Origin of the sequence: Zwartia panacis, assembly GCF_030410395.1 — a bacterium.
Classification (GTDB): Bacteria; Pseudomonadota; Gammaproteobacteria; order Burkholderiales; family Burkholderiaceae_B; genus Zwartia; species Zwartia panacis.
This window is the reverse complement of record NZ_JAUHHF010000002.1, coordinates 376,883-400,680: the sequence shown is the minus strand read 5'-3', so window position 1 is coordinate 400,680 and position 23,798 is coordinate 376,883. Positions and strand designations below refer to the sequence as shown.

Below are 23,798 nucleotides of genomic sequence, written 5' to 3'. Positions count from 1 at the left end.
GTCTGAAATCCCGTGAATCGAGGTTTGTCCGGTGCTTCACCTGCTACTATTTGCGCTGCAGCAGCACACCCTTTTGCCCTAATTGGGGCGACAGATCGCTCAGGAGACTTCTTATGCGTTTGATCAAGCAACTTCTTGCCCTGGCCGCACTCGTGCCTGGTTTGGCGTTCGCGCAGGCACCGATCAAAGTCGGTATCGCGAATGATTTGTCAGGACCATTTGCCGCATTGGGCGCGGAGGCGCGCGATGGCTTCAATCTGGCGATCAAGCAGCTCGGTGGCAAGCTCGGCGGCAAACCTGCTGAGTTTTTGCAAACAGACATGGGCGGCAATCCTGATCAGGCTCGTCAACTGGTCAACCGCTATATTCAGCGCGACAAGATCGATTTCTTTACCGGACCGATCGGTTCAAACGTAGCTTTGGCAGTCGGCCCCGCGCTTTTTGCCGCCAAGATTCCTTACCTGTCCAATAATCCAGGTCCCAGCCAATTTGCGGGCGCACAATGCAATGACTACTGGTTTGGTGTGTCCTACCAGAATGATGCGTTTCATGAAGCGGCTGGCAAGGTCGCCGCAGATCGCGGTTTTAAAAACATGGTGATCATGGCGCCCGACTATCCGGCCGGGAAGGACGCGCTCAATGGCTTCAAGCGTGGCTACAAGGCTGCAGTCGGTCAAGAGGTCTACACCAAGCTCGGACAGATCGATTATGCGGCCGAGTTAGCACAACTGCGCGATGCTAAACCGGATGCCGTGTACATCTTTTTGCCAGGCGGGATGGGGATTAACTTTATCAAGCAGTTTGTCTCTGCTGGTTTGAACAAGAGCATCAAGCTGGTGGGCCCCGGATTTTCGGCCGACGAAGACGTGATTCGCGCGGTGGGTGATCCGATGCTTGGGATGTTCAACACGGCTCAATGGGCACATGATCTGGACAATGCCCAGAACAAGAAATTCGTTGAAGCGTTTCGCAAGGAATACAAGAACCGTACGCCATCTGTTTACGCTGCGCAAGCCTATGACGTGATCATGGCGATTGATGCGGCGGTCAAGGCCACCAACGGCAATGTGGCTGATCGCGCCGCGGTTCTGGCTGCGCTTAAAAAGGCTGACTTCTCTTCAGTGCGTGGCCCCTTTACTTATGGGATCAACAATTTTCCCATCCAGCCTTATTACGTGCGTGTGATTGAAAAGGCGCCCGATGGTCAGATCACCAACAAATTGGTTGGCAAGGTCTTTGACTCCTATCAGGATGTCTACGTGGGTCAATGCAAGAAATAAAATGAGTTCGACGCTGATCGCCGAGCAGTTGCTCAACGGACTGCAGTTCGGCCTGATGCTGTTTTTGATCGCGGCGGGCCTGACGCTGGTATTCGGAATTCTCGATATCCTGAATGTCGCGCATGGCTCGTTATATATGGCGGGTGCTTATGTCGCGGCCCAAACGATGCAGGCCACGCAGTCTTTCGTTGCGGCTGTGGTGGTTGCGGCCCTTGTCACGGGTTTCGTTGGGCTGGTGCTCGAGCTTGTTCTCATCAGAAAGCTTGTCATCCGTGATCATCTGGCGCAGGTCCTCGGAACCTTTGCGGTGATCTTGATCGCCAATGATGTGGTCAAGATGATCTGGGGGCCTGCTCCGATGATGATGAGCATGCCGCCCGCATTGTCAGGACCGGTACAGCTGTTGCCGGATCTGCTCTATCCGGCGTATCGATTGTTGATCATCGCAGTGGGTTTGGCCGCAGCACTGGGGCTCTATCTGTTCGTGACGCGAACAAGGGCCGGAGTGCTCGTGCGTGCCGGCGCTTCCAACCGACAAATGGCCACACTGATGGGTGTGCGCGTGCCTCTATTGTTTCTGGGTGTCTTCGTGCTGGGAGCGATGCTCGCGGCGCTTGCCGGGGCTTTGCTGGGACCGGTGACGGCGATTCAGACCGGAATGGGCGAACAAATTCTGATTTTGGTGCTGGTCTGCATTGTGATCGGCGGAATCGGCTCGATGCGGGGGGCTTTTGTCGGAGCACTGTTGGTCGGGTTCGTGGATACGGCTGGCAGAGCATTTTTACCCTCGATACTGAAGCTATTTTTTTCGCCGGCCGTGGCTTCAAGCGTCGGGCCGACCCTGGCAGCGCTTTCTATTTATATCCTGATGGCGGTGGTGCTGGTGTTCAGGCCGTCAGGTCTTTTTCCCGCGCGTGGTTGACGATGCGTAAGTTTTTTAACCCGACGACTATATCGGTACTCGGACTTGCGCTGTTGCTCGTGTTTCCGCTCGTGGCGCCCCCACTCAATCTGGATTTTTATATTTCTTTTGTCCGTCGTGTGTTGATTTTCGCGTTGGCTGCGACAAGCCTGAACTTTATTTTGGGTTATGGCGGAATGGTGGCATTGGGGCATGCCGCGTTTTTTGGGGCGGGTGCTTATGTGGTGGCGATCCTTTCCGTGCAAGGAATCTCGCACGCTTTAATCGCCTGGCCAGCTGCGATGGTGGTGGCGGGTGTGCTGGCTTTTGTGATCGGGATGATCTCGCTGCGTACCCGTGGCGTGTACTTCATCATGATCACCTTGGCCTTTGCGCAAATGGTTTTTTATTTGTTTATCTCCTTGCGCCAGTATGGGGGTGAGGATGGCATCAATTTGACAGCTCCCGCAGTATTGCCTGGTCTCAATCTGGCAGACAATCAAACCTTTTATTACGTTGTGCTGGTTTTGGTAGTGGCTTGTCTCTGGTGGTTGAACCGTCTCATTCAGGCGCGTTTTGGCCAGGCTTTGCAAGGGATTCGCGAAAACGAGTCCCGCATGGAGGCGCTGGGTTATCCGGTCTTCCGGATCAAGCTGCTCGCCTTTGTGATCGCAGGTGTGATGGCAGGTCTGGCAGGCGGATTACTGGCGAGTCACAATCAGTTTGTTTCGCCCAGTCTCATGCACTGGACGGCCTCGGCTAACCTGATCATCATGGTGATTGTTGGCGGGATTGGCTTGCGCTATGGCGGTCTGGTGGGTGCTGCGGTCATGTTGTGGCTCGAAGAAATTTTGCGTCTATATACAGACTATTGGCACTTGCCGTTGGGTGTCTTGCTGCTTGCGATTGTGTTGTTCGCACCGCGCGGTCTTGCTGGGATGTTTAAGCAGAGCGTGACACGATGAATGCTCTCCAAAGTCATCCCATCTTAGAGGCGCATCAGCTGACCAAGCGCTATGGCGCATTGGTGGCGTGTGATCAGGTGTCGCTTGGGCTCTTGCCTGGTGAAATTCATGCGTTGATCGGACCGAATGGTGCAGGCAAGTCCACCTTGATTCATTTGCTTTCGGGTTCGGTGGCGGCCGACAGCGGCCGACTGGTGCTGGAAGGCCGTGATGTGACACGCGAGGGTCTTCATCAGCGCGTGAAAGCCGGGCTATCGCGTTCATATCAAATCACCAATATTTTTAAACAATTCAGTGTGTTTGAAAATTTGCTGCTTGCGGTGCAAGCAGGCGCTGGGAGTAGTTTCAGCTTCTGGCGTTCGCGTTCGCAGGACAGGGTTTTATACGAAGCTGCGGAGAATTTGGCGCGGGACTGTGCCATCGCCGCGGAGGTCTGGCATGTCACTGCAGGTACGTTGCCGCATGGCGAGCAACGCAAGCTGGAGTTTGCGCTGGCGTTGGCCTCTAAACCCTCCGTGCTGTTGCTCGATGAGCCCATGGCGGGAATGGGTCCGGATGAGACACTCAAGCTGACAGAACTGATTGCCTCAATGCGCGGACGCACCACGATGTTGCTGGTGGAGCATGATATGCAGGCGGTGTTCAGGCTGGCAGACCGCATCTCTGTCCTGGTTTATGGTCGCATCATTGCGACGGGTTCACCCGAGGAAATCCGCAATCATGCCGGCGTGCGAGAAGCTTATCTGGGTGAGGAGCAGGCCTGATGCTGCATGCACATCAACTACAGAGCGGTTATGGCCTCAGTCAGGTGCTATTCAATGTCTCGCTTGATATTCAGCGAGGCGAAGTCGTCGCTCTGCTGGGGCGCAATGGTATGGGCAAAAGCACGTTGATCAAAACGTTGTTTGGCCAGATTCCGCTCACGGCTGGCACGCTGACTTTTGAAGGGCAAAGCATTGCGGGCTGGGATTCGGACCGTATCGCACGTTTGGGTTTGGCGATTGTCCCCGAAGGTCGTCAATGTTTTCCCAATCTCACCGTGAGAGAGCATCTCACGGCGTTCGCTGCCCATCGCAATCCTGAAATCAGGACGCCTTGGGATGTCGAGCGGGTATTCGAGATGTTTCCTCGCTTGCGCGAGCGGGCGCGCAATATGGGCAATCAGTTATCGGGTGGCGAGCAGCAAATGCTCGCGATTGGTCGGGCGCTCGTGACCAATCCCAAGTTACTGGTGCTGGATGAGGCGACCGAGGGACTTGCACCTCTGGTGCGCGAAGAAATATGGCAATGTATCGCGCGATTGCGCGAAAGCGGTCAGACTATTCTGGTGATCGACAAATATGTTGAACGTCTGATGAAGCTCGCTGATCGCCATGTGATTCTGGAGCGGGGCGCAGTGGTGTGGCAGGGAAGCTCCGCCGAGCTGGATGCGCAGCGGAGCCTGTGGACACGATACTTGGGCGTTTAGCGTTTAGCGTTTAGCGCTTAGCCTTTCGCGAGTCGAGCAAACACTTTGTCAGCTGCAGCGACTGTCGCGGCAATCACACTGTCATCGTGCGTGGAAGACACGAAGCCCGCCTCGTAAGCCGATGGCGCAAAATACACGCCCTCATCCAGCATCGCATGGAAAAACACCTTGAACATCTCGATATTGCTGGCGGACACTTCGGCCAGTGTGGTCGGGATCTTGTTCGAGAAATACAAACCGAACATGCCGCCCTCGCTGTCCGCGCTGAACGGGATGCCGTGCGCATGCGCGCGCTCGGTGAGACCCTTGGTCAGTGCGCGTGTTTGTTTGTCCAGTGCTTCGTAAAAGCCCGGTTTGGACAACAGTTTGAGTGTGGTGATGCCGGCAGCGACTGCAACGGGGTTGCCTGAGAGAGTACCTGCCTGATAAACGCCACCCAATGGCGCGATATTTTTCATGACTTCGGCGCTGCCACCAAATGCACCGATTGGCATGCCGCCACCGATCACTTTGGCGAGTGTGGTGATGTCGGGTTTGATTCCGCTCAGACCTTGGACGCCTTGAGGACCCACACGAAAACCTGTCATCACCTCATCGAAAATCAGCAATGAACCGTGCGCGGTGCATTCGCTGCGCAGCGTTTCAAGAAAGCCCGCAATCGGTTTAACCATGTTCATGTTGCCGGCAATCGGCTCGACGATGACACAGGCGATTTCTTTGCCGTGTTGGGCAAAAGCCGCCTTGACACCCGCGATATCGTTGTAGTCGAGCACGATGGTGTGCGCGACAAATTCTGGCGGGACGCCCGCCGAAGTTGGGTTGCCAAAGGTTAACAAGCCTGAGCCCGCTTTCACCAGCAAGCTGTCGGCATGGCCGTGGTAGCAGCCTTCAAATTTGATGATTTTGTTGCGACCCGTCGCGCCTCGTGCCAGACGAATTGCTGTCATGGTGGCTTCGGTGCCGGAGCTCACCAAACGAACCTGCTCGATGGAGGGCATGCGCTCGATCAGCATTTCGGCGATGACGATTTCCGTTTCTGTCGGGGCGCCGTATGACAAACCATGCACGGCTGCTTCCTGGACGGCTTTGACCACTTCTGGATGCGCATGTCCGAGGATGGCTGGACCCCAGGAGCCGATATAGTCGATATAGCGCTTGTCATCGGCGTCCCAGAAGTAGGGGCCTTGGGCGCGCGCGACAAAGCGGGGCGTGCCGCCGACTGAGCGAAAGGCCCGAACAGGAGAGTTAACGCCACCGGGAATGCTGCGACAGGCGCGTTCGAAAAGTTCTACGTTGCGTGACATAAAAAATACTCCGTTCAGACAGGAGAGGATAGTGTGGAAAAGGGTTGAGCAGGCGGAGCGTCTGCAAACGGTGCGGAGAGCGCGCGCGCCGCGGCTTCGATGTCGGGTGCCAGAAACAGACTCCCGACCACGGCGATGCTGTCCGCGCCCGCCTTGGCGAGTATGGCTGCTTGCGTCACGCCGATGCCACCGATCGCCACTACTGCGGGACGTGGCGCGGCAAGCGCCTGGCAAAGCGCCTGACCGGCGCCCAGTACCTCGAGCGGTGCGGTCGGGGCATGCGGTTTGGTCGAGGAGGCATACATGGCGCCAAAGGCAATGTAGGCGACTTGATGCGCAAGCAGTTTCTGGGCGCGTTGCGGATCGGCATAACAGGATACGCCCAGCAACATCTGCGATCCGATTTCGCGACGCACGCGCTCGGGATCATCGTCGTGCTGTCCCACATGCACGCCATGCGCGCCGATTTCAAGCGCGAGACGCCAGTCATCGTTGATTAAAAAAACAATACCAAGCTCGTTGCAGACGTCCAGAAGAGTTTGCGCAAGATGGCGGCGAAGCGCAGGCGCGGCAGTTTTGTGGCGCAGCTGCAGTGCTTTCATGCCGCCTCGCGCCGCCGCGCGCACGGCGTGCTCGAGTCGCGCGGCATCATCCCAGTCAGGGGTCACACCATATAGGCCGACGGGGAATTTGAGCGTGTTGTCCATGAGCTGCTGGAGTCTCGGGTTAAGGGGCGATCGGAATGCGTCGGGCAATCATCTGACCCATGCCTGGCTGAAAGGACTGTAACAGGGCTTGACTTGCGTGGGCGCAGGCCTGCTCGGCGGCTTTGGGCACACTGAGCCCCCGCGCAAGCAAACTGGCGAGTGCGGTGGCCACCAGCCCGCCGGAGTCACGGGTACGCTCCGGTGACAACGGGCTTGGCCAGGCAATGGTTTCACTTTCGGGTCCGGTCAGAACGTTGGCTTGATGCCCGGGGCGTTGTTTGACGCCCGTGATCAGCACCCATTGCGCGCCAATCGCTTGGAGCGCTTGGGCACCGCCTGCATGTCCCGAGGCTTCCATCACCTCTTCTGTGATCCATTGCGTGAGTCGGCGCGCTTCGATGACGACAATGTGAGCCTGAGGAACGAGCAATTCGATGACGGCACCTACGAGATCATCGACCTCGTCTTCCTCTTCAGCGCCGGTTTCGGTATCGATTTCCTGGGCGCCGAGATGCAAGACAAGAGGGATCTGGCTGTAATCGGCGGCGATTTGAGCGACTGCGCTCACTGATTCGACCGAGGAAAGCGCCCCGACTTTGATTGCCTGGACAGGGATGTCTTCAAGAAGGCATCTGGCTTGATCATCGATTTGCTCTGCCGAGCAAGGCAAAACCGATTCGCTTTTGGCGCTGTCCTGAATGGTAATGGCTGTCAGAGCGGAGATGGCATGACCGCCTAAAGCCGCGCAGGTAATCGCGTCCGCAGGCAATCCGTCTGATCCGGTGGGGTCAAACGGGCCAAAAATAAGGGTGACAGGTGTTGAAATCTGTTGATTCATGTCAAAACGACAAGCGATGTGTAGGCACGCATGGGTTGGTTTCGGTAAGATTGACCCCATTGTAAGAGATGACCTGTTTTAGCTGTCCTTTTCCTTTAGGCCAGACGGGTTCCACCAGAAGAGAGAATGATGCGTACTTGGATGTGTTTGATTTGTGGTTGGATTTATGACGAAGAAACCGGCGTACCCGAAGAGGGCATTCCCGCTGGTACGCGCTGGGAAGACGTACCCCCTAACTGGGTCTGCCCTGAGTGCGGTGCCCGCAAAGAAGACTTTGAACTGATGGAGATCTGAACTGCGCATATGGATTCATCGCAGCCCACCCCCGAGACAGTGACAGACCTCTCCAATCAATTTTTGATGGCGATGCCGGGTATGGTGACCGGTGATTTGGCGGGTACTGTGATTTACTTGTGCGAACACAGCCCTAAGGGCGCGTTAGGCCTTGTGATCAACCGTCCAACCGACTTGAGTTTGGCTGGATTGCTGGAAAAGCTTGAACTCAAGCTCGAAATCGCCCCAGGACAAACCGCTGATCAGCATCCCGCTCATCAACCCGCAGTTTTTTTCGGTGGTCCGGTTCAGACTGATCGCGGTTTCGTGTTGCATTCGCCGGCCGGTGATTACAGTTCCAGCATCAAACTTGGTCGAATGGCACTGACCACCTCCCGGGATGTACTGGAGGCTGTCGCGCATGGTAACGGTCCGGAACACTTGTTGGTGACCTTGGGTTTCGCAGGCTGGGGGGCGGGTCAGCTCGAAAACGAACTGGCTCAAAACGCCTGGCTGAGCGTTCCTGCGCAAGAAAATATCATTTTTGACATTCCGCCTCAGGAGCGTTACCCCGCGGCACTCAAGCTTCTCGGGATTGATCCGGTCATGCTGACCGGCGCGGCGGGGCATGCCTGAGGAAACCCTTCTTGCTTTTGATTACGGCGCCAAGAAATTGGGCGTCGCCATGGGTAACACCCTGCTCAAACAGGCGCGGCCCCTGGAAATCATTTTAGAAGCCACGCGCGATGGACGGTTTGCCAGAATCGAAGCTTTGCTCAAGCGCTGGCAGCCGGAAAGACTGGTAGTGGGTCTGGCGCTCGCGACTGATGGTGGCGAACAATACGCCAGTCAGCATTGCCGACGTTTTGCGCGTCAGCTTGAGGGGCGCTTTGGGGTGCCCGTTGTTTTGGTCGACGAAAGGGGCTCAAGCGTCGAAGCCCAAAAAATAACGGGTCATGAACCTGATGATGCCGTCGCGGCAGCTATCATCTTGCAGCGATATTTTGATGCGCTGACTTAAACATGCACTGACTTAAACGGACACGAGCTCAAGCAAGACATGCGTCATCCTCAACTCAACTCGCGCGGAGAGCTCACGCATCTGATCACGACTGAAGGACTGTCGCGTGTCATGTTGACGCGACTTCTCGACACGGCGGAGATGTTTCTCTCCCAGGCTGATGCTGGGTGTGAAAAAGTTTCCGCGTTGCATGGCAAGAGGGTACTGACTTTCGATACTGACCATGCGCCGTTAAGCGATATCCATCGCCTTGCGCGTGAGGCTGATATTTTGATGGTGAAATCCTCGGTGAGTGGTCTGCCCTACTGGGTCGCGCAGCAGGTCGGTCCCCGAGTGCATGTCATGAACGAAAGAGATGGTTGCCATGCCGCTCCCATCGACGCGTTGATGGACATGTTGACGATCCGCCAGGTTAAAAAAGATTTTTCCAATCTGACCGTCGCGATCGTGGGTGATATTTTGCACTCCCCTGTCGCACGCTCCAACATTCATGCGCTCACTACTCTGGGGACGGCGCAAGTGCGCGTAGTGGGGCCACTGACGCTGTTACCCGAGGGGCTTGCGCAACTCGGAGTGCAAGCATTCACGGAAATGAAACAGGGTCTCGGAGAAGCTGATGTCATCATCATGCTTGGGTTTGAACCAGACGAGATGCGTGGCGCTGAGCTACCCTCCGAGAATGAGTATTTGCAGTGTTATGGACTGACTGCGATCAATCTTGCTTGCGCTCAATCAGCTTGTCTAGTCATCCATCGTCAAGAGAGCCGAGAGGTTTTGCGTCTTGCCGTTCAGCAGGCGGCGATGAGCATCGTCGCGGAGGCGAAGTCGTGAAACTTTTGATCCAGCATGGACGCGTGCTTGATCCGGTGAACCGGATCGACCGACTTGCGCAGGTGTGTATCGCGGATGGTGTGGTGGTCGCGGTCGGGACGATACCGCAGGGGTTTGTCGCAGACCGGGTGCTTGATGCGACAGGAAAACTTGTTTTGCCCGGTTTGGTCGATCTTGCCGCGCGCCTGAGTCCGTCTAGCGTGCCCACCAACGCGACCATTCCAGCAGAAATACGGGCTGCATTTGCCGGTGGGGTGACCAGTGTGGTGGTTCCACCTGACACCGTGCCTGTACTGGATACGGTCGCGCGTGTTCAATCCCTTCTGCGTCAGAGTCACGGACTCAGATTGCATCCTTTGGGTGCGATGACTTCTGGTTTGAATGGCCGTGCATTCACCGAAATGGTGGCGCTCAAGCTGGCGGGGTGTGTGGCTTTTTCTCAAGGTCTTGTGCCGGTGCAAGACACCTCGGTGCTTTTACGCGCGCTGCAATATTCAAAAACCTTTGACTATGCGATGTGGTTTCGCCCTCAGGATTTTTGGTTGTCTCAAGGTGGCGTAATCGCGAGTGGAGCTTACGCGACGCGTTTGGGTCTGCAGGGTATCCCCGCGGAGGCGGAAACGATCGGATTACACACACTACTCGCGTTGCAGCGCGCGACCGGTGTGCGCATGCATTTTTGCCGCTTGTCCTGCTTAGAGTCCGTTGCGATCGTTCGCAGCGCAAAAAAAGAAGGACTTCCGGTGACATGTGATGTCGCCGCAAACAACCTTCACCTGACCGATGTCGATATCGGCTTTTACGACAGTCATTTTCGCCTGGATCCGCCACTGCGTGGTCAGCGAGATCGCGATGCGTTGCGCGGTGGTCTGCTGGATGGCACGATTGATGCAGTGTGCTCAGACCACATCGCGTTGAGTGACCGTGACAAGGACTTGCCGTTTGCCCAGGCTGTACCTGGATCGATCGGTTTGGAGCTTTTGTTGTCGCTGACCCTGAAATGGGCGCAAGAGGCGCGTATCGATTGGGTCGATGCATTCAGTCGGGTCACGTGTGGCCCTGCAAAGATATTGGGCGCTCAGGCTGGCTCTTTATCTGTCGGTGAGTCGGCGGATTTATGTCTTGTTGATCCTGAGGCGTATTGGTTGGTGGGGCGTGACACGCTTGTTGGCGAGAGTGTGCATACGCCGTTTTTAGGCAGGGAGTTGCCGGGACGTGTTCAAACCACTGTCTTGCGCGGTGAAATCGTCTGGGAACGAACGACGTGAATGTTTTGCGCTTTACATTTCGAGCCACCCTCGCATTGTCCTGGGTACTGATCGGCTTACTGACCTTGATCCTGGTCTCTCCATTCGTGGGTCAGCGCGCCCGGCTTGAAATCAAGAGACGCTGGTCTGGTGTCCTTTTAACGCTTTGTGGCGTGGAAGTTTCGCATTCAGGTTTGCCGATTTCTCAAGGGCCGGCTCTTTGGGTCATCAATCATGTCTCGTGGCTGGATATTTTTGCTATCAATCACGTGCGCGCAGCAGTTTTTATCGCAAAAAGTGAAATCCGCCGCTGGCCCTTGCTGGGTTGGCTCGTCGCAGGAGCGGACACGATTTTTATCGAGCGTGCATCGCGGCATGCTGTGCAGAAAGTTGGTCGGGCAATGCAGGATACATTTGAGCGAGGTCAGGTGGTGGGGTTGTTTCCCGAGGGGACAACCTCTCAGGGTTACGACTTGTTACCCTTTTATGCCAATCTCTTTGAACCTGCTCGGCGTGCAGGAGTCCCGATTCAACCTGTCGCACTTTTGTTTTTCCATCATGGCGTCCGCAGTGATTTCGCCGCTTTTGTGGGCGAGGAAAATCTGATGCAAAACCTGTGGAGAGTATTGGGAGGCAAGGGTGTTCTCATCGAGGTCGAGTTTTTACCGCCGGTATGGACGCCCGAAACCACGCCGGCCCCGACGCGAGCCGAGCTTGGACGACAAGCCCATCAAATGCTTAGGCAAGTCGTCCAAAAGCGATAGCTAGCAACTCTGGCAGCGTGGATGCGCGCGCAGGCGAGGATAGACGCCGAGCGCATTGTTGGCAAAGATCTTCTTTTTCTGTGATGCGTCAGCCGAGGGTGAGGCTTCGATGTAGCGGCGTGTGTCGTCAAAATAAAAGTTCGTGAGCGGATCAATGCCTTGGACTGCACCAACAGTTTCCGACGCAAACAATATATTTTTATTGGGCACGACTCGCAGCAGCAAGTCGATACCGGGTTGGTGATAGACGCACGTATCGAAAAACACGTTGTTCAGAACTTTTTCCTCGAGCGAGGGGATACCCATATCGAGCGCCATGCCGCGATAGCGGCCCCAGTGATAGGGTGCTGCGCCGCCACCGTGCGGGATGATGAATTTGAGTGTTGGAAAGTCTTTGAAAATATCCGAGGTCATGAACTGCACAAAGGCTGTGGTGTCGCCATTGATGTAATGGGTCGCCACGGCGTTGAAATGCGGATTGCATGAACCACTCACATGGATCATCGCTGGCACATCGAGCTCGACCATTTTTTCGTACAGGGGGTACCACCATTTTTTATCCCAGAGCGGTGGGTCGGTCCAGCGCCCACCTGTCGGATCGGGATTAAGGTTGGCGCCGATAAAACCGAACTCTTTGACGCAACGCTCAAGTTCTTCGATGACGCGCTTGCCGGGCTGAACACCTGCCGCCTGAGGCAGCTGGCACACGCCGATAAAGTGATCCGGGTAAAGTTTGCAGACGCGATTGATGAGCTCGTTGTTGTAGCGAGCCCAGACGACGTTCGTGTCTTCATTGCCCATGTGGTGATCCATGGCCACCGCTTTAGGCGAGAAAATCGTCATGTCAATCCCGCGCTCTTTCATGATGCGCAGCTGATTATTGTCGATGCCGTGACGGATCTCATCGTCGGAGACGGCCGGTGGAGGCGTAGTAGGCGCCTTGCCTGTGCGTTGAAACTCGGCGATCTGCTCCGCCCGGAATTTGGCGACCTGAGGCGGTGTGGTGGTGAAGTGACCGTGGCAATCGATAATCATGTTTAGGCTCTGTAAACGATGAAAATGAGCACTTTACACAATTTTCCTGAGTTTGACGGCGTTGTCCCTTGGGATATTATCTTGCGGGTTGATTATTCTTTTTTCTCATCAAACAGGAAACCCGTTATGTCCAGCCCCGTGAATCAGCAAACCCTGGAATGGATGGCTGAGCGCGAGAAAAGCGGCAGTCGCCACGTGGTCACGGTCGGCGAGCACCAGGTGGTTTGGCGGCAGTTCGGTTCGGGTTCGCCACTGGTGTTGATCCATGGCGGTCATGGCAGCTGGCTCCATTGGGCACGCAATATCGAAGCGCTTTCCAAGGATTTTTCTTTGTGGATTCCGAATCTCGCGGGTTATGGCGACTCCAGCGACCCGCGGTTCGACGATTTTCCCACGATGGTGGATGTCACGGCCGAGTGTCTGACGCAATTATTCGGCACCGGTTCGTCTTTTGACCTGGCCGGTTTTTCTTTTGGCGGTTTGGTGTCGGCCAACGTTGCCGCCAAAGGTTTGCCTGTGCGTCGATTGGCTTTACTGGGTCCAGGTGGTCATGGCGGTCCACGTCGCGAGCGCGGCAAGCTCATCAACTGGAAACGTGCCGAGACGGAGGAAGCACTGATCGAAGCCATGCGATTCAATCTCTGGGCGCATATGATTTACGCCGATGAGCAGATCGACCCTTTCGCGATGGGTATTCATACCTATTCCTGCATCCACACACGCTTTCGTAGCAGAGGGATTTCAGGCAGGGGGTTGCTCGGTCCTGCTCTGGATGACTACAGCGGAGAGACCATGATCATTTGGGGTGAACATGACATCACATGTACCCCCGAGTATCTGATGACGCATATGATTGAGGGACATTCCGGACGTCAGGGCGTGATACTGCCTGATGTCGGGCATTGGGTGAATTACGAAGCGTCTGAGCCTGTCAACGCTTTACTGAAAAACTGGTTTAAAGAAGGGCGGGTAGGGCTTTAATCTCCTGCCTGCCGTGCTCAGTCCTCTCGTGGATCCAGTGTCTGCGCGCAAGGCACCTGAACGACGGCGTGATCTTGCAGGCGCACCGCAGTGAGATGGCCGCCCCACAGGCAACCGCTATCCAGGCAAATCACATCGTTGTCGAGTTTGAGTCCGAGTGTTGACCAATGACCGAACACCACCGTGACATCACGAGTCGCGCGTTTGGACAGATTGAACCAGGGAATGAGTGACTTATCCTCTGGTGAAGGTTCGGTCTTGACGTTCAACAGCATGCGACCCTGTTTGTCGCAAAAGCGCACGCGTGTCAGGGCATTGATGATCACCCGCAAACGGTCGGGACCTTTCAGGCGTTCATCCCATTGATCCGGAGAATTACCGTACATGAGTTGCAGGTGTTTTTTCCAGTCGGGACTTTGGAGCGCATCTTCAACTTCGCAGGCGAGCTCGATCGTTTGTTCGGCATCCCACTGTGGAAGCACGCCCGCATGCACGAGCAAGTGACCGAACTCGTAGTGAGCGAGCGGTTGAAAACGCAGCCAGTCGATGATGTCTTGCGCATCGTCTGCAGCGAGTATTTCGTCCAGGGTGTCTTTTTTACCCGTTTTGCGCACACCCGCAGCCATGGCTAATAAATGCAGATCGTGATTACCCAATACGACCGTCGCACGGTCGCCCAAAGACATGATGCGTCGCAGGGTGGCCAGCGATTGTGGGCCCCGGTTTACCAGGTCGCCGGCAAACCAGAAGTGTGCGTCGGGGTCCTCTTGAATATCAGGCTGTGACAACAAGGTCTCAAGAGAGCCGCAGCAACCTTGAATATCACCAATCATCCAGATGCTAGGCATACTCATATGGGTGATTTTTTCCAAAATGAACGCGTGCGATTGCGGTTGGCGATGGCGTTACGATTTTCCATCGTGAATACCGCCGACAAGGCGAGAATCATCGCTCCAATATTCGGTAATAGCGCAGTGACGATGGGCGACCAGTTATAGAGCAGACTCACGTTGAGCGCCAGCTGGTTAATCATAAAAAATCCAGTGCCGAGGAGAATGCCGAGGAAAACTTTGGCGCCAACACCCCCACGCCTGGTCTGCATAAAACTAATCGGCGCCGCAATGGTCAGCATCACCAAAAGAGTGAACGGGTAAGCAAGTTTGCGCCAGATGGCGACGACTTGACGATCGGCTTGCAGCTGGTTTCGGTTGAGGTAGTCAATGTAGTCGTGCAGAGCGAGCAAGGACATGCGTTCTGGGGTCAAAATCCGGGCCACCAGGCGCTCTGCTGTCAGCGAGGTATCAAAGCTGCGCTCAGCTGAATGCGTGACTGTCACAGAAGGCGTTTTTGATACCTTGGCGTCTGACAGGGTTTGCTCGATCGATGGCGCAATGTGATTTTCCGTGACTTTTTGCATCACCAGTTTGCCGTCTGAAAAGCGTCCGCCTTCGGATTGCGCGACAAGTGAAAGTGTCAGGCCATCCGGATACTCATAGACGCGCAGGTTGGCGACGTTGCCCGAGGAAAGCAGATTTCCCACGTTGATGATACGGGTGCCGCCCTGAGCGATTGGTTCCTTGAACCAGTAACCACTGGCCAGCCGGCCGCCCTCGACTTTTCCTCGCATCAGCAAGTTCGTTTCACTGCTTTTGATTTCAGCGATGGGCGTAAGAAATTCGGAGAGGACGAGAGCGCCGAAAATGATCGGAAGGGAGACGGTCCAGAGCATCTTCAACAGACCAAAACCACTGACCCCCGACACTCGCAAAATCACAAGCTCATTACGTTGAGCAAGGCTGGAGAGCGCCAAAATTGCACCGATTAGCACCCCAATCGGCAGCAAATCGTAGAGTCGCGTTGGAATCGACAACACCTGCAGATAGAACAGCGCGGCAAGCGGAAATTTGTCACCGACCGTATCAAGCTCGTCGACCAAGGTGAAAAAAGTAAAGAGGCCGAGCAAAGCGATCAACACCACGGAAGTGGAGCGGTAAATCTCTCGGGCGAGGTAACGTCGGGCAGTTCTCATAGTCTCAAGTGTAATGCCCAATTACGAACCATTGAGTTCCGCGCGTAAAGAGGCCAGAACGGGCAGGATATCCGGTCTTTTTCCGTGCCAGAGGAAAAAACTTTCGGCGGCCTGACCAACCAGCATCCCGAGTCCATCGCTGGTGTGTGCGGCGCCATCGGCCCGCGCTTGTTCCATAAAGGGCGTTGGCTGCGCGGCATACATCATGTCGTATGCCCAGGCACCCGGTGCATAGAGGCCTGAAGGTAATTCGGGTGCCTGACCGCCCAGACTGCTTGCGGTGGCGTTGATGACAACATCCCACCCTGCAGGGCTGGCAGCATCGTTCAGACCACCCGAAGTGAGTATCTGATGCGGGGTGTTACTGGAGTTGCTGGCCTTCCACTCCGCGATCAGCTGATGCGCACGTTCAGCTGTGCGATTAACAATATGGAGCTGACGACACCCTGTCTCAAGCAGGGGGCCCATCACCCCACGTGCGGCGCCACCCGCGCCAACGATCAGGATCCTCGCACCCTCACCGGATACACCCAAGCGTTTGAGGTCGGAGACCAGGCCCACGCCGTCGGTATTGCAACCGTGCAAGGCGCCCTGATGCATCCAAAGGGTGTTGACCGCTTGTGCTTGGCGAGCTCGCGCGCTGAGATGTTCGCGTGCCAGTTCCCAGGCCTCCAGCTTGAAGGGCACGGTGACATTCAAACCTCGTCCACCACTTGCAAAGAATTGTGTGACGGTTTCTTTGAAACCATCGAGCGGCGCTTCCAGACGCTCATATGAAAGAGAAATGTGTGTTTGCGCCGCAAATTGTTCATGAATAGAAGGGGATCGGCTGTGCTTGACCGGGTTACCGATCACGGCAAAGCGCGCAGGTGCGCGACTAGAGGAAATGGGGGTCGGTCTGATTTTGACGGTCAGTGTCATGGTGATCGGGTCTCCAGTGCGCCATTGACGAAATGCCAGGTCCGAGTGAGGACAATCTGATCAATTTGTCTGGCCATGTCGGGTGGGAAAGGGGCGAAAGGGGCAGAGAGTTGCGCAATACGCCTCACTGCTTGGTTCAATATGGCTTGGTTGGACGGACGATTAATGGTGATGTCGGCGATCGTTCCATCCGAACGTATGGTGAGCGTGGCTTGAACGCTTCCATAAGACTTTCCCCCCACACCTGTCGGATAGTGTTGAGTGCCGACTTGTTCGATTCGTTGTCGCCATTGGTCGATGTAAGGGGCAAAGGCTGTTTTACGTGTCGAAGGCGAGTCAAAGTACTGACGGGGTTTGGCATTCTCTCGCTCAATCTTTTGTGTCAGTGCGGCAATTTTTCCATTCAACACAATACTTTCTTGATCGACTTCATCTTCGCCGGCTAAATCGCTTGATTCGGCCGGTTTGCGTGCGGGACGACCCTGTGCCGTTTTTTGTTGCGCAATCAGTTGTGTCAGCAATTGTTGTTGCTGTGTTTCGAGCTGTTGCCGTTGTTGAATCAGTGTTTCGAGCATGACGGGGTCAGCGGCGTTACCTGAGTAGGGCACAAGCGTGGTCATATACCCATCGTCTGCTTGCCCGCCGCCGTCGACGTTATTCTGGGCGAGCAGCTTCGCTTGGCTGGGTTCGCTCTCAGTTGCCGCATTGACCATCACGATTTCAAGTTCAGATGGTTTGGGTAGAGCCACAGGAGGTGAGGCTCTATGCCACGCAAGCAATCCCAGGTGCAAGGCAACAGACAGCAACAAGCCCCAGCGAAAAAAACGCTGCTGAGCGACTAGCCAGTTTGCAATACCTGGCGAATGCGCCTTCGCTGGGACGGAGTGTGTGTCGTTCACGTTGCTTCTATAGGGTCCTCGGGTTGCTCGTTTTCAATACTCGAGAGGTACTGGCAGTCCATCTCGAGTGCCAGCTCATCGAAGCGATTGATTTGTAGCTTGATGCGCTGTCCTCTGTCGAGAGAGGGGAGTCCATTGAGTCGCACGATCATTGGCGCATGGCTCAGGCGCACAAGATCTTCTTTCAGGACAGTAGCCTCGCACTCGGTGATTTGCTGCTGCTGGAGCCAGCGCATGCACCAGAAGCGTTCCATGTTGTTCTGGAAATCATGCCATGCGACATATTGTGACTCAAACCCGCCAATGATGGCGAATAAATCAGCATCGCGCGGCTTGAAAGGTGCAACCAAAGGTGCGGACACGCCATGTTCGATGGCAGCGATCAATTGCCACTGGTTGACCAAGTCGACGTACCGTCTCAACGGAGAAGTGCACCAGGCGTACTGCGGAACCCCAATTGCTTCGTGGGGGAGCGCGTGTGTGCTCATGCGCACGCGTCCAGTTTGCTGCGAGCGGTAAATGCCCGGCAAACCATGTGTCGCGAGTAAGCCACCCCAGGTACTGTTGGCCAGAATCATGTACTCGGCAACGAGTCTGTCCAGGGGCGCATTGCGCAAACGCGGCACGATACGGACAGTCGAATCCGGATTGTCTGGGTCGCCTTCGACGTAGAAGCTGTATTCGACCCGATTATTGTTTTCAGGCTTACCCCGCACAGTTTCTCTTTGCTTGCAAAGCGCGAGCGCAAGTTGCCAGAGAGGCCGGATCCAGTCATTGTGTGGCAGTTCGATGCTCGAATCCGCGAGCGACTCTTCCGTGATCAGTGCGTCAAGCGAGTTATGGCGCAAGTTGGCGCGCACGACCACGCGCTCAAGCCGACTCTCATGCGAGAGGATTTCGCCTGTTTCAGGGTTGGCCACGACATACAGCGAAAGGGCGGGAACAGGTCGTCCTTCATCCAGAGAAAATGCTGCAATCACCTCATCGGGTTGCATCGGGATCTTGTCCCCGGGCATGTAAACAGTTGACATTCGCGCGCGTGCGAGCTTGTCGAGCATGCTGTCTTTGGTCACTGATAGACCGGGGGCGGCGATATGGATACCCACGCGCAAGTTGCCATCCGGGAGTCGGGTGACGGACAGTGCGTCATCGATCTCTGTTGTACTGATGTCGTCGACAGAATAGGCATCGACCTCTGCGAGAGGCAGTTCACGCCCGATGCCGGGTACTTCGCAGGGTGCGAAGGCCGTACCGCGAGGAAAATGCGTCGCCAGGAAACGGCCTTTGTGCAGCGCCAGCGCATGCGGCCACGCACCGGAATCCAGAAGCAGCCTCTCGGGCGTTGTTTGGCGCATCGCGCAGGCTGCCTCGAGTGCTTTCCATGCTTGGGAATTCTTATCTGGTTTGGTCACCAGGCTCATCGCGGCTTGCGCGACCTCATCGGGTAGTTGTCCCGCAGCGATTGCCTGCGCCCATTCTTCTGTTTGCGCTGCCGCACGTTGTTTCTTTTCTTGTGCGGCGAGCGCCGCACTCAGGATGTCTGGTGGCGCGGCACGATAACGGCCGCGACCGCGCCGATGAAAATAAATCGGCGCACTGTGCAGTCTGAACAAAAGCGTTGTTTTTTCGAGGGTGTCTGGCGGATGACCGAAGTACTCAGCCCCCATCGTGTCGATATCAAACTCATCGGCGGGCGCGCATTCCCACAAAAAAGGCAAATCGATTTCTGCGGCAAGATTCTCAGCTTGGGAAATCAAAATATCAGGCGATGGACTCGCGAAGGTGAAAATGCAGTTCGCGCGCTTGACCTTGCTTCGCTTGCCGGACTCCGACTCGATTTGAAGCGTGGCGTCGGCCTCAGTCATGATGTGGCCTGTTTTAAAAGCGCCATCTTCTTCATATAAAACGTACATGGGTTTGGGTATTCCGGTGAATCAGTCAAGGGCCCTTCAGGCCGGCGAAGAGGCGAGCGTCTCAAGAAGCCGATCATGCACGCCGGCAAAGCCGCCATTGCTCATGATGACGATGTGATCGCCGGGTCGCGCGCAACGACTCACGGCCTGGACGAGGGTGTCGATTTCGTGGTGCGCCTGCATGCGTGAACCCAGCGAAGCCAGAACTTCGGCGGGATCCCAGCCGAGCGCCTGCTTGCCATCGCGTTGTCCATAACAAAAAACCAGGTCTGCGTCGGATAGTGCCGCAGGAAGACGCGCAGCCATCGTGCCGAGTTTCATCGTGTTTGAGCGCGGCTCCAGTATGGCGATGAGACGTTGAGGACCGATACTCGCGCGTAAACCCGCCAATGTTGTCGCGATCGCTGTAGGATGATGCGCAAAGTCATCATAGACAGTGATACCGCGAACGGTGCCCCGGATCTCCATCCGTCTTTTGACGCCACTGAAACGACAAAGCGCAGCGATACTTGTTTCGGGAGAGACGCCGACATGCGCGGCGGCGACGATGGCCGCGAGCGCATTGTGTTGATTGTGGGCGCCAGTATGGGTCCAGGCAATGGTTCCCAGATTTTTTTCGCCCATGCACACGTCGAAAGACAGTGCATCGATTGTGCGAGTATGCCAACCTTCAGGTGTGTTGATATTGCTGTGGGAGGCCCAGCAGCCCCGCGCGATGACCCGTGCTAGCGCTTCGTCCCGGGCGGGTGTGATGACCAGGCCGCTGCGCGCAACGGTGCGCAGCAGGTGATGGAATTGGGTTTCGATCGCGGCGAGATCGGGAAAAATATCTGCGTGATCATATTCAAGATTGTTCAGAATAGCCGTGCGGGGACGGTAATGAACGAATTTTGAGCGTTTGTCGAAAAAGGCAGTGTCATATTCATCTGCCTCAATGACAAATAAATGTTGTTTGTCATTAAAACGCGCGGAAACTTCCAGGCCCGGCGCAACACCACCAATCAGAAAATTAGGATTTTTTCCGACCGATTGCAAAATCCAGGCCAGCATTGAGCTCGTCGTGGTTTTACCGTGCGTACCAGCCACAGCCATGACATGCTGTCCTTGCAAGACGAACTCTCCCAGCCACTGGGGACCTGATGTGTAAGGCAGACCCGCATCCAGAATGGCTTCCATGAGCGGGTTGCCACGCGACACCACGTTGCCGATCACGAATAAATCCGGCCTCAGCGCAAGCTGGTCGGGCTCAAATCCTTCGATCAGATCGATGCCCTGCTCTTGAAGCTGGGTACTCATGGGCGGGTAGACGCCTGCGTCACAACCGGTCACACGGTGCCCGGCGGCCCGCGCGATCAGCGCGAGTCCACCCATGAATGTGCCGCAGATACCCAATATATGCAGATGCATGAACAACCTCCGTCCGGCATTGTAGAGGCAGAAATCGACAAGTTCCGCAGCGAATGCACGACCGTGACAGGTGCAACGTTTCGGCCACCGGAGCGCTATGATGTACGTATGAAGAGAAGAACCGTCATCTTTGGAGCCGCGGGATTGTTTGCCATTGGCACAACCGCCTGGCTGGCCTGGCAATCCACCTCGCGGCGTGCGCCCGCCGCCAATCGTGCGGTGGGTTTGCCTGGTGCGGCCACGCGCAAATCCGACCCTAATCCCGAGGCCTTTTACGAGGCCGCCTTCCCTGACCTTGCAGGACAGCAGGTGGCCTTGCGTCAGCTCAAAGGGCGTCCGATCGTCGCGAATTTCTGGGCAACATGGTGTGCGCCCTGTGTCGAGGAGATGCCGCATCTCGATGCCTTGTCAAAATCTTTACCCAATATTCAATTTGTTGGTATTGGTATCGATACTGCTGCTAATATCTCTCAATTCATCACTAAAATACCTGTTTCTTATCCGCTTTATGTTGCAGGTCATGCCGGGATTGGCCTGGTCAGGGAGTTAGGTAATGCCGCAGGTGGGCTGCCTTTTACCGTACTGTTGGATGCAGAAGGCCGCATTTTCGACACAATACTTGGTCAGGTCTCCCCCGAAGATTTAAGTTTGCGTATTGAGCGCTTAGTAGCAAAATCAAAGACGTAGATAGACAAATGGCGTGAATTGGCGTAAAAATGCGCACCTGATCATTGCTTTTGGCGATACGGCATGGCACATCACCTCCTCGTTTTGAATGGCCCCAACTTGAATTTGCTCGGGTTGAGAGAGCCGCACCTCTACGGGCACACGACTTTGCCCGAACTCGAGGCAGGGCTGATGACGTTGGCCAAGACACTAGGCGTCAACTTGTCCACATTCCAGAGCAATCATGAGGGGGCGCTTGTCGACCGCATCCAAGAGGCACGTACCGACGGCACCGACTTCATTATCTTGAATGCGGGCGCCTATACGCATACGAGCGTTGCGATCCGCGATGCGCTGGCCGGTGTCAAGATCGCATTTGTAGAGGTTCATCTTTCCAACGTCTACAAACGTGAAGAATTTCGTCATCACTCCTATCTGTCCGATTTGGCAGTGGGTGTGGTGGCAGGTCTCGGCCCGGCAGGGTACGAGGCAGCTGTTCGTTTTGCCGCTCAATACGAGCTCATCTAGAACCTTACGGAAATACTATGGATCTGAGAAAACTGAAAACCTTGATTGACTTAGTCGCCGAGTCCGGCATCGCCGAACTCGAAATTACCGAGGGCGAAGGCAAGGTCCGTATTGTCAAGTTTTCGCAGGCTGTGCAGCCAGTTGCCTATGCGCCGGCTCCTCAGTATGCCCCTGCCGCTGCCGAAGCCGCTCCCGCCGCGGCCCCCGCAGCGGTTGTGCCCGCTGCCGCCGTAGGCCACACTGTCAAAGCGCCGATGGTTGGAACCTTTTACCGCGCGCCCAATCCGAACTCACCCGCGTTTGTCGAGGTCGGTCAGACAGTCAAAGAAGGCGAGCCCTTGTGCATTATTGAGGCGATGAAGCTTTTGAATGAAATCGAAGCGGACAAGTCCGGTGTGATCAAAGAGATCTTGGTTCAAAACGGTGAGCCAGTCGAATACGGCCAGCCACTTTTTGTGATCGCCTGATATGTTTGAAAAGATTCTGATCGCCAATCGAGGCGAAATCGCACTGCGCATTCAACGCGCATGCCGCGAAATGGGCATTAAAACCGTCGTGGTCCACTCCGAGGCTGATCGTGATGCCAAGTATGTGCGTCTGGCTGACGAGTCTGTTTGTATTGGTCCACCCGCTTCGCGCGACAGTTACTTGAATATGCCAGCGATTATCGCGGCTGCCGAAGTGACGGATGCCGAGGCGATTCATCCCGGCTATGGTTTCTTGTCCGAGAACGCCGACTTCGCGGATCGTGTGGAAAAGAGTGGTTTTGTTTTCATCGGCCCCCGACCCGAATCGATTCGGTTGATGGGAGACAAGGTCAGCGCGAAACAAGCCATGATCGAAGCAGGCGTACCTGTTGTACCTGGCTCGGCGGGCGCGTTGCCGGATGATTCCAACGAAATTTTGCGTATCGCCAGGGAAGTTGGTTATCCCGTCATCATTAAGGCCGCAGGGGGCGGGGGTGGACGAGGCATGCGCGTGGTGCACACCGAAGCCGCCTTGCTCAATGCCGTCACGATGACTAAGTCAGAAGCGGGCGCCGCCTTCAACAACCCCGAGGTTTACCTCGAGAAGTTCTTGGAAAACCCGCGACATATCGAAATTCAGGTTTTGGCCGATGGCGGTAAAAATGCCGTCTGGCTCGGTGAGCGCGATTGCTCCATGCAACGACGTCACCAAAAGGTCATCGAAGAGGCGCCCGCGCCCGGTATCGATCGCAAACTGATTGAAAAAATCGGTGAGCGTTGTGCCGAGGCTTGCCGCAAGATTGAGTATCGAGGCGCCGGCACGTTTGAGTTTTTATATGAAAACGGCGAGTTTTATTTTATTGAAATGAATACCCGCATCCAGGTTGAACATCCTGTGACCGAGCTCATCACGGGTATCGACTTGGTGCAACAGCAGATTCGCGTCGCCGCTGGAGAGAAGTTCCTCTTGCGGCAAAAGGACATCACGTTCCGAGGCCATGCTGTCGAGTGTCGAATCAACGCTGAAGATCCCTACACCTTCATGCCAAGCCCCGGGCGCATCACCAATTGGCACACGCCAGGTGGTCCAGGGGTGCGTATTGATTCGCATGTGTTCAATGGTTATTTCGTGCCACCCAACTACGACTCCATGATCGCCAAAGTGATCACCTATGGAGACACGCGCGCTCAAGCTGTCGCACGCATGTCGATCGCGCTGTCGGAAATGGTCGTCGAGGGGATTAAAACCAACATACCTCTGCACCGCGAATTGATGGCCGATGCAAAATTCGTGGAGGGGGGCACCAGTATTCATTACCTCGAGCATAAACTCGCTTCCCAGCCCGAGTAACG

Annotated in this window: 26 protein-coding genes; 16 read left to right on the top strand and 10 right to left on the bottom strand. The window is 55.5% G+C overall.

Annotated elements, in window-relative coordinates; translation table 11 throughout:
• The first annotated feature begins 113 nt into the window (after positions 1-113).
• From QWY30_RS04515 to QWY30_RS04495, 5 genes are read left to right on the top strand one after another with little or no spacing between them, the layout of a single operon-like run.
• A complete protein-coding gene (locus QWY30_RS04515; protein WP_290238558.1) occupies positions 114-1,280 on the top strand; it encodes an ABC transporter substrate-binding protein in 1,167 nt (388 codons plus the stop codon).
• Between the two features lies 1 nt (position 1,281).
• The gene (locus QWY30_RS04510) at positions 1,282-2,202 is read left to right on the top strand and encodes a branched-chain amino acid ABC transporter permease (RefSeq protein WP_290238557.1); all 921 of its coding nucleotides are present in this window, start codon (positions 1,282-1,284) and stop codon (positions 2,200-2,202) included.
• A gap of 2 nt (positions 2,203-2,204) precedes the next feature.
• The gene (locus tag QWY30_RS04505; protein WP_290238556.1) at positions 2,205-3,146 is read left to right on the top strand and encodes a branched-chain amino acid ABC transporter permease; all 942 of its coding nucleotides are present in this window, start codon (positions 2,205-2,207) and stop codon (positions 3,144-3,146) included.
• The gene (locus QWY30_RS04500; RefSeq protein WP_290238555.1) at positions 3,143-3,910 is read left to right on the top strand and encodes an ABC transporter ATP-binding protein; all 768 of its coding nucleotides are present in this window, start codon (positions 3,143-3,145) and stop codon (positions 3,908-3,910) included. Before QWY30_RS04505 ends, QWY30_RS04500 begins: the two co-directional genes overlap by 4 nt.
• Positions 3,910-4,614, top strand: coding sequence for an ABC transporter ATP-binding protein (locus tag QWY30_RS04495; protein WP_290238554.1), 705 nt, complete (start codon positions 3,910-3,912; stop codon positions 4,612-4,614). Before QWY30_RS04500 ends, QWY30_RS04495 begins: the two co-directional genes overlap by 1 nt.
• 17 nt (positions 4,615-4,631) lie before the next feature.
• Here QWY30_RS04495 and hemL read toward each other — a convergent pair whose 3' ends face one another.
• Genes hemL through thiD form a run of 3 tightly spaced genes read right to left on the bottom strand, consistent with a single transcriptional unit; the run spans position 4,632 to position 7,463 of the window.
• Positions 4,632-5,918 carry a glutamate-1-semialdehyde 2,1-aminomutase gene (gene hemL, locus QWY30_RS04490; protein WP_290238553.1) on the bottom strand — a complete coding sequence of 429 codons (1,287 nt, stop codon included), beginning with the start codon at positions 5,916-5,918 and terminating at the stop codon, positions 4,632-4,634.
• A 14-nt stretch (positions 5,919-5,932) separates the two neighbouring features.
• Entirely contained in the window at positions 5,933-6,625 is a 693-nt protein-coding gene (thiE, locus tag QWY30_RS04485; RefSeq protein WP_290238551.1) for a thiamine phosphate synthase, read from the bottom strand.
• Positions 6,626-6,644: 19 nt separating this feature from the next.
• Positions 6,645-7,463: a bifunctional hydroxymethylpyrimidine kinase/phosphomethylpyrimidine kinase gene (thiD, locus tag QWY30_RS04480; RefSeq protein WP_290238550.1), complete on the bottom strand. Its 819-nt coding sequence runs from the start codon at positions 7,461-7,463 to the stop codon at positions 6,645-6,647.
• Positions 7,464-7,592: 129 nt separating this feature from the next.
• Between thiD and QWY30_RS04475 the strand changes: the two genes are divergently transcribed.
• From QWY30_RS04475 to QWY30_RS04450, 6 genes are read left to right on the top strand one after another with little or no spacing between them, the layout of a single operon-like run.
• Positions 7,593-7,757 carry a rubredoxin gene (locus QWY30_RS04475; RefSeq protein ID WP_028816113.1) on the top strand — a complete coding sequence of 55 codons (165 nt, stop codon included), beginning with the start codon at positions 7,593-7,595 and terminating at the stop codon, positions 7,755-7,757.
• 9 nt (positions 7,758-7,766) lie between these two features.
• Positions 7,767-8,372 (top strand): YqgE/AlgH family protein, encoded by a 606-nt coding sequence (locus QWY30_RS04470; RefSeq protein WP_290238547.1) that lies wholly within the window; start codon positions 7,767-7,769, stop codon positions 8,370-8,372.
• Positions 8,365-8,757 carry a Holliday junction resolvase RuvX gene (gene ruvX, locus QWY30_RS04465; protein ID WP_290238545.1) on the top strand — a complete coding sequence of 131 codons (393 nt, stop codon included), beginning with the start codon at positions 8,365-8,367 and terminating at the stop codon, positions 8,755-8,757. The genes QWY30_RS04470 and ruvX overlap by 8 nt, the downstream gene beginning before the upstream one ends.
• A gap of 39 nt (positions 8,758-8,796) precedes the next feature.
• Entirely contained in the window at positions 8,797-9,588 is a 792-nt protein-coding gene (locus QWY30_RS04460) for an aspartate carbamoyltransferase (protein WP_290238543.1), read from the top strand.
• Positions 9,585-10,856 (top strand): dihydroorotase, encoded by a 1,272-nt coding sequence (locus QWY30_RS04455; RefSeq protein ID WP_290238542.1) that lies wholly within the window; start codon positions 9,585-9,587, stop codon positions 10,854-10,856. Before QWY30_RS04460 ends, QWY30_RS04455 begins: the two co-directional genes overlap by 4 nt.
• A complete protein-coding gene (locus QWY30_RS04450; RefSeq protein WP_290238541.1) occupies positions 10,853-11,599 on the top strand; it encodes a lysophospholipid acyltransferase family protein in 747 nt (248 codons plus the stop codon). Before QWY30_RS04455 ends, QWY30_RS04450 begins: the two co-directional genes overlap by 4 nt.
• On the opposite strand, the gene QWY30_RS04445 is transcribed toward QWY30_RS04450, so the two are convergent.
• Positions 11,600-12,634: an amidohydrolase family protein gene (locus tag QWY30_RS04445; protein ID WP_290238540.1), complete on the bottom strand. Its 1,035-nt coding sequence runs from the start codon at positions 12,632-12,634 to the stop codon at positions 11,600-11,602.
• 126 nt (positions 12,635-12,760) lie between these two features.
• Between QWY30_RS04445 and QWY30_RS04440 the strand changes: the two genes are divergently transcribed.
• Entirely contained in the window at positions 12,761-13,615 is an 855-nt protein-coding gene (locus QWY30_RS04440; protein WP_290238539.1) for an alpha/beta fold hydrolase, read from the top strand.
• Between the two features lie 17 nt (positions 13,616-13,632).
• On the opposite strand, the gene QWY30_RS04435 is transcribed toward QWY30_RS04440, so the two are convergent.
• From QWY30_RS04435 to mpl, 6 genes are read right to left on the bottom strand one after another with little or no spacing between them, the layout of a single operon-like run.
• Positions 13,633-14,469, bottom strand: a complete 837-nt coding sequence (locus tag QWY30_RS04435) for a symmetrical bis(5'-nucleosyl)-tetraphosphatase (RefSeq protein WP_290238538.1) — start codon at positions 14,467-14,469, stop codon at positions 13,633-13,635.
• Positions 14,466-15,644 carry an LPS export ABC transporter permease LptG gene (gene lptG / locus QWY30_RS04430; RefSeq protein ID WP_290238537.1) on the bottom strand — a complete coding sequence of 393 codons (1,179 nt, stop codon included), beginning with the start codon at positions 15,642-15,644 and terminating at the stop codon, positions 14,466-14,468. Before lptG ends, QWY30_RS04435 begins: the two co-directional genes overlap by 4 nt.
• 21 nt (positions 15,645-15,665) lie before the next feature.
• Entirely contained in the window at positions 15,666-16,532 is an 867-nt protein-coding gene (aroE, locus tag QWY30_RS04425) for a shikimate dehydrogenase (RefSeq protein ID WP_290238738.1), read from the bottom strand.
• Between the two features lie 29 nt (positions 16,533-16,561).
• The gene (locus QWY30_RS04420) at positions 16,562-17,464 is read right to left on the bottom strand and encodes a TonB family protein (RefSeq protein ID WP_290238536.1); all 903 of its coding nucleotides are present in this window, start codon (positions 17,462-17,464) and stop codon (positions 16,562-16,564) included.
• Positions 17,461-19,377 carry a ribonuclease catalytic domain-containing protein gene (locus QWY30_RS04415; protein ID WP_290238535.1) on the bottom strand — a complete coding sequence of 639 codons (1,917 nt, stop codon included), beginning with the start codon at positions 19,375-19,377 and terminating at the stop codon, positions 17,461-17,463. The genes QWY30_RS04420 and QWY30_RS04415 overlap by 4 nt, the downstream gene beginning before the upstream one ends.
• Before the next feature lie 36 nt (positions 19,378-19,413).
• Entirely contained in the window at positions 19,414-20,784 is a 1,371-nt protein-coding gene (gene mpl / locus QWY30_RS04410; protein ID WP_290238534.1) for a UDP-N-acetylmuramate:L-alanyl-gamma-D-glutamyl-meso-diaminopimelate ligase, read from the bottom strand.
• On the opposite strand from mpl, the gene QWY30_RS04405 reads away from it, so the two are divergent.
• From QWY30_RS04405 to accC, 4 genes are all read left to right on the top strand, one after another.
• On the top strand, positions 20,773-21,471 hold the full coding sequence (locus QWY30_RS04405; protein ID WP_290238532.1) for a TlpA family protein disulfide reductase: 699 nt from the start codon (positions 20,773-20,775) through the stop codon (positions 21,469-21,471). The two genes, mpl and QWY30_RS04405, sit on opposite strands and share 12 nt — an antisense overlap.
• Before the next feature lie 63 nt (positions 21,472-21,534).
• A complete protein-coding gene (aroQ, locus tag QWY30_RS04400) occupies positions 21,535-21,978 on the top strand; it encodes a type II 3-dehydroquinate dehydratase (protein ID WP_290238529.1) in 444 nt (147 codons plus the stop codon).
• 17 nt (positions 21,979-21,995) lie between these two features.
• Positions 21,996-22,445 carry an acetyl-CoA carboxylase biotin carboxyl carrier protein gene (accB, locus tag QWY30_RS04395; protein ID WP_290238527.1) on the top strand — a complete coding sequence of 150 codons (450 nt, stop codon included), beginning with the start codon at positions 21,996-21,998 and terminating at the stop codon, positions 22,443-22,445.
• Position 22,446: 1 nt separating this feature from the next.
• Positions 22,447-23,796, top strand: a complete 1,350-nt coding sequence (accC, locus tag QWY30_RS04390) for an acetyl-CoA carboxylase biotin carboxylase subunit (protein WP_290238525.1) — start codon at positions 22,447-22,449, stop codon at positions 23,794-23,796.
• Positions 23,797-23,798: the final 2 nt, after the last annotated feature.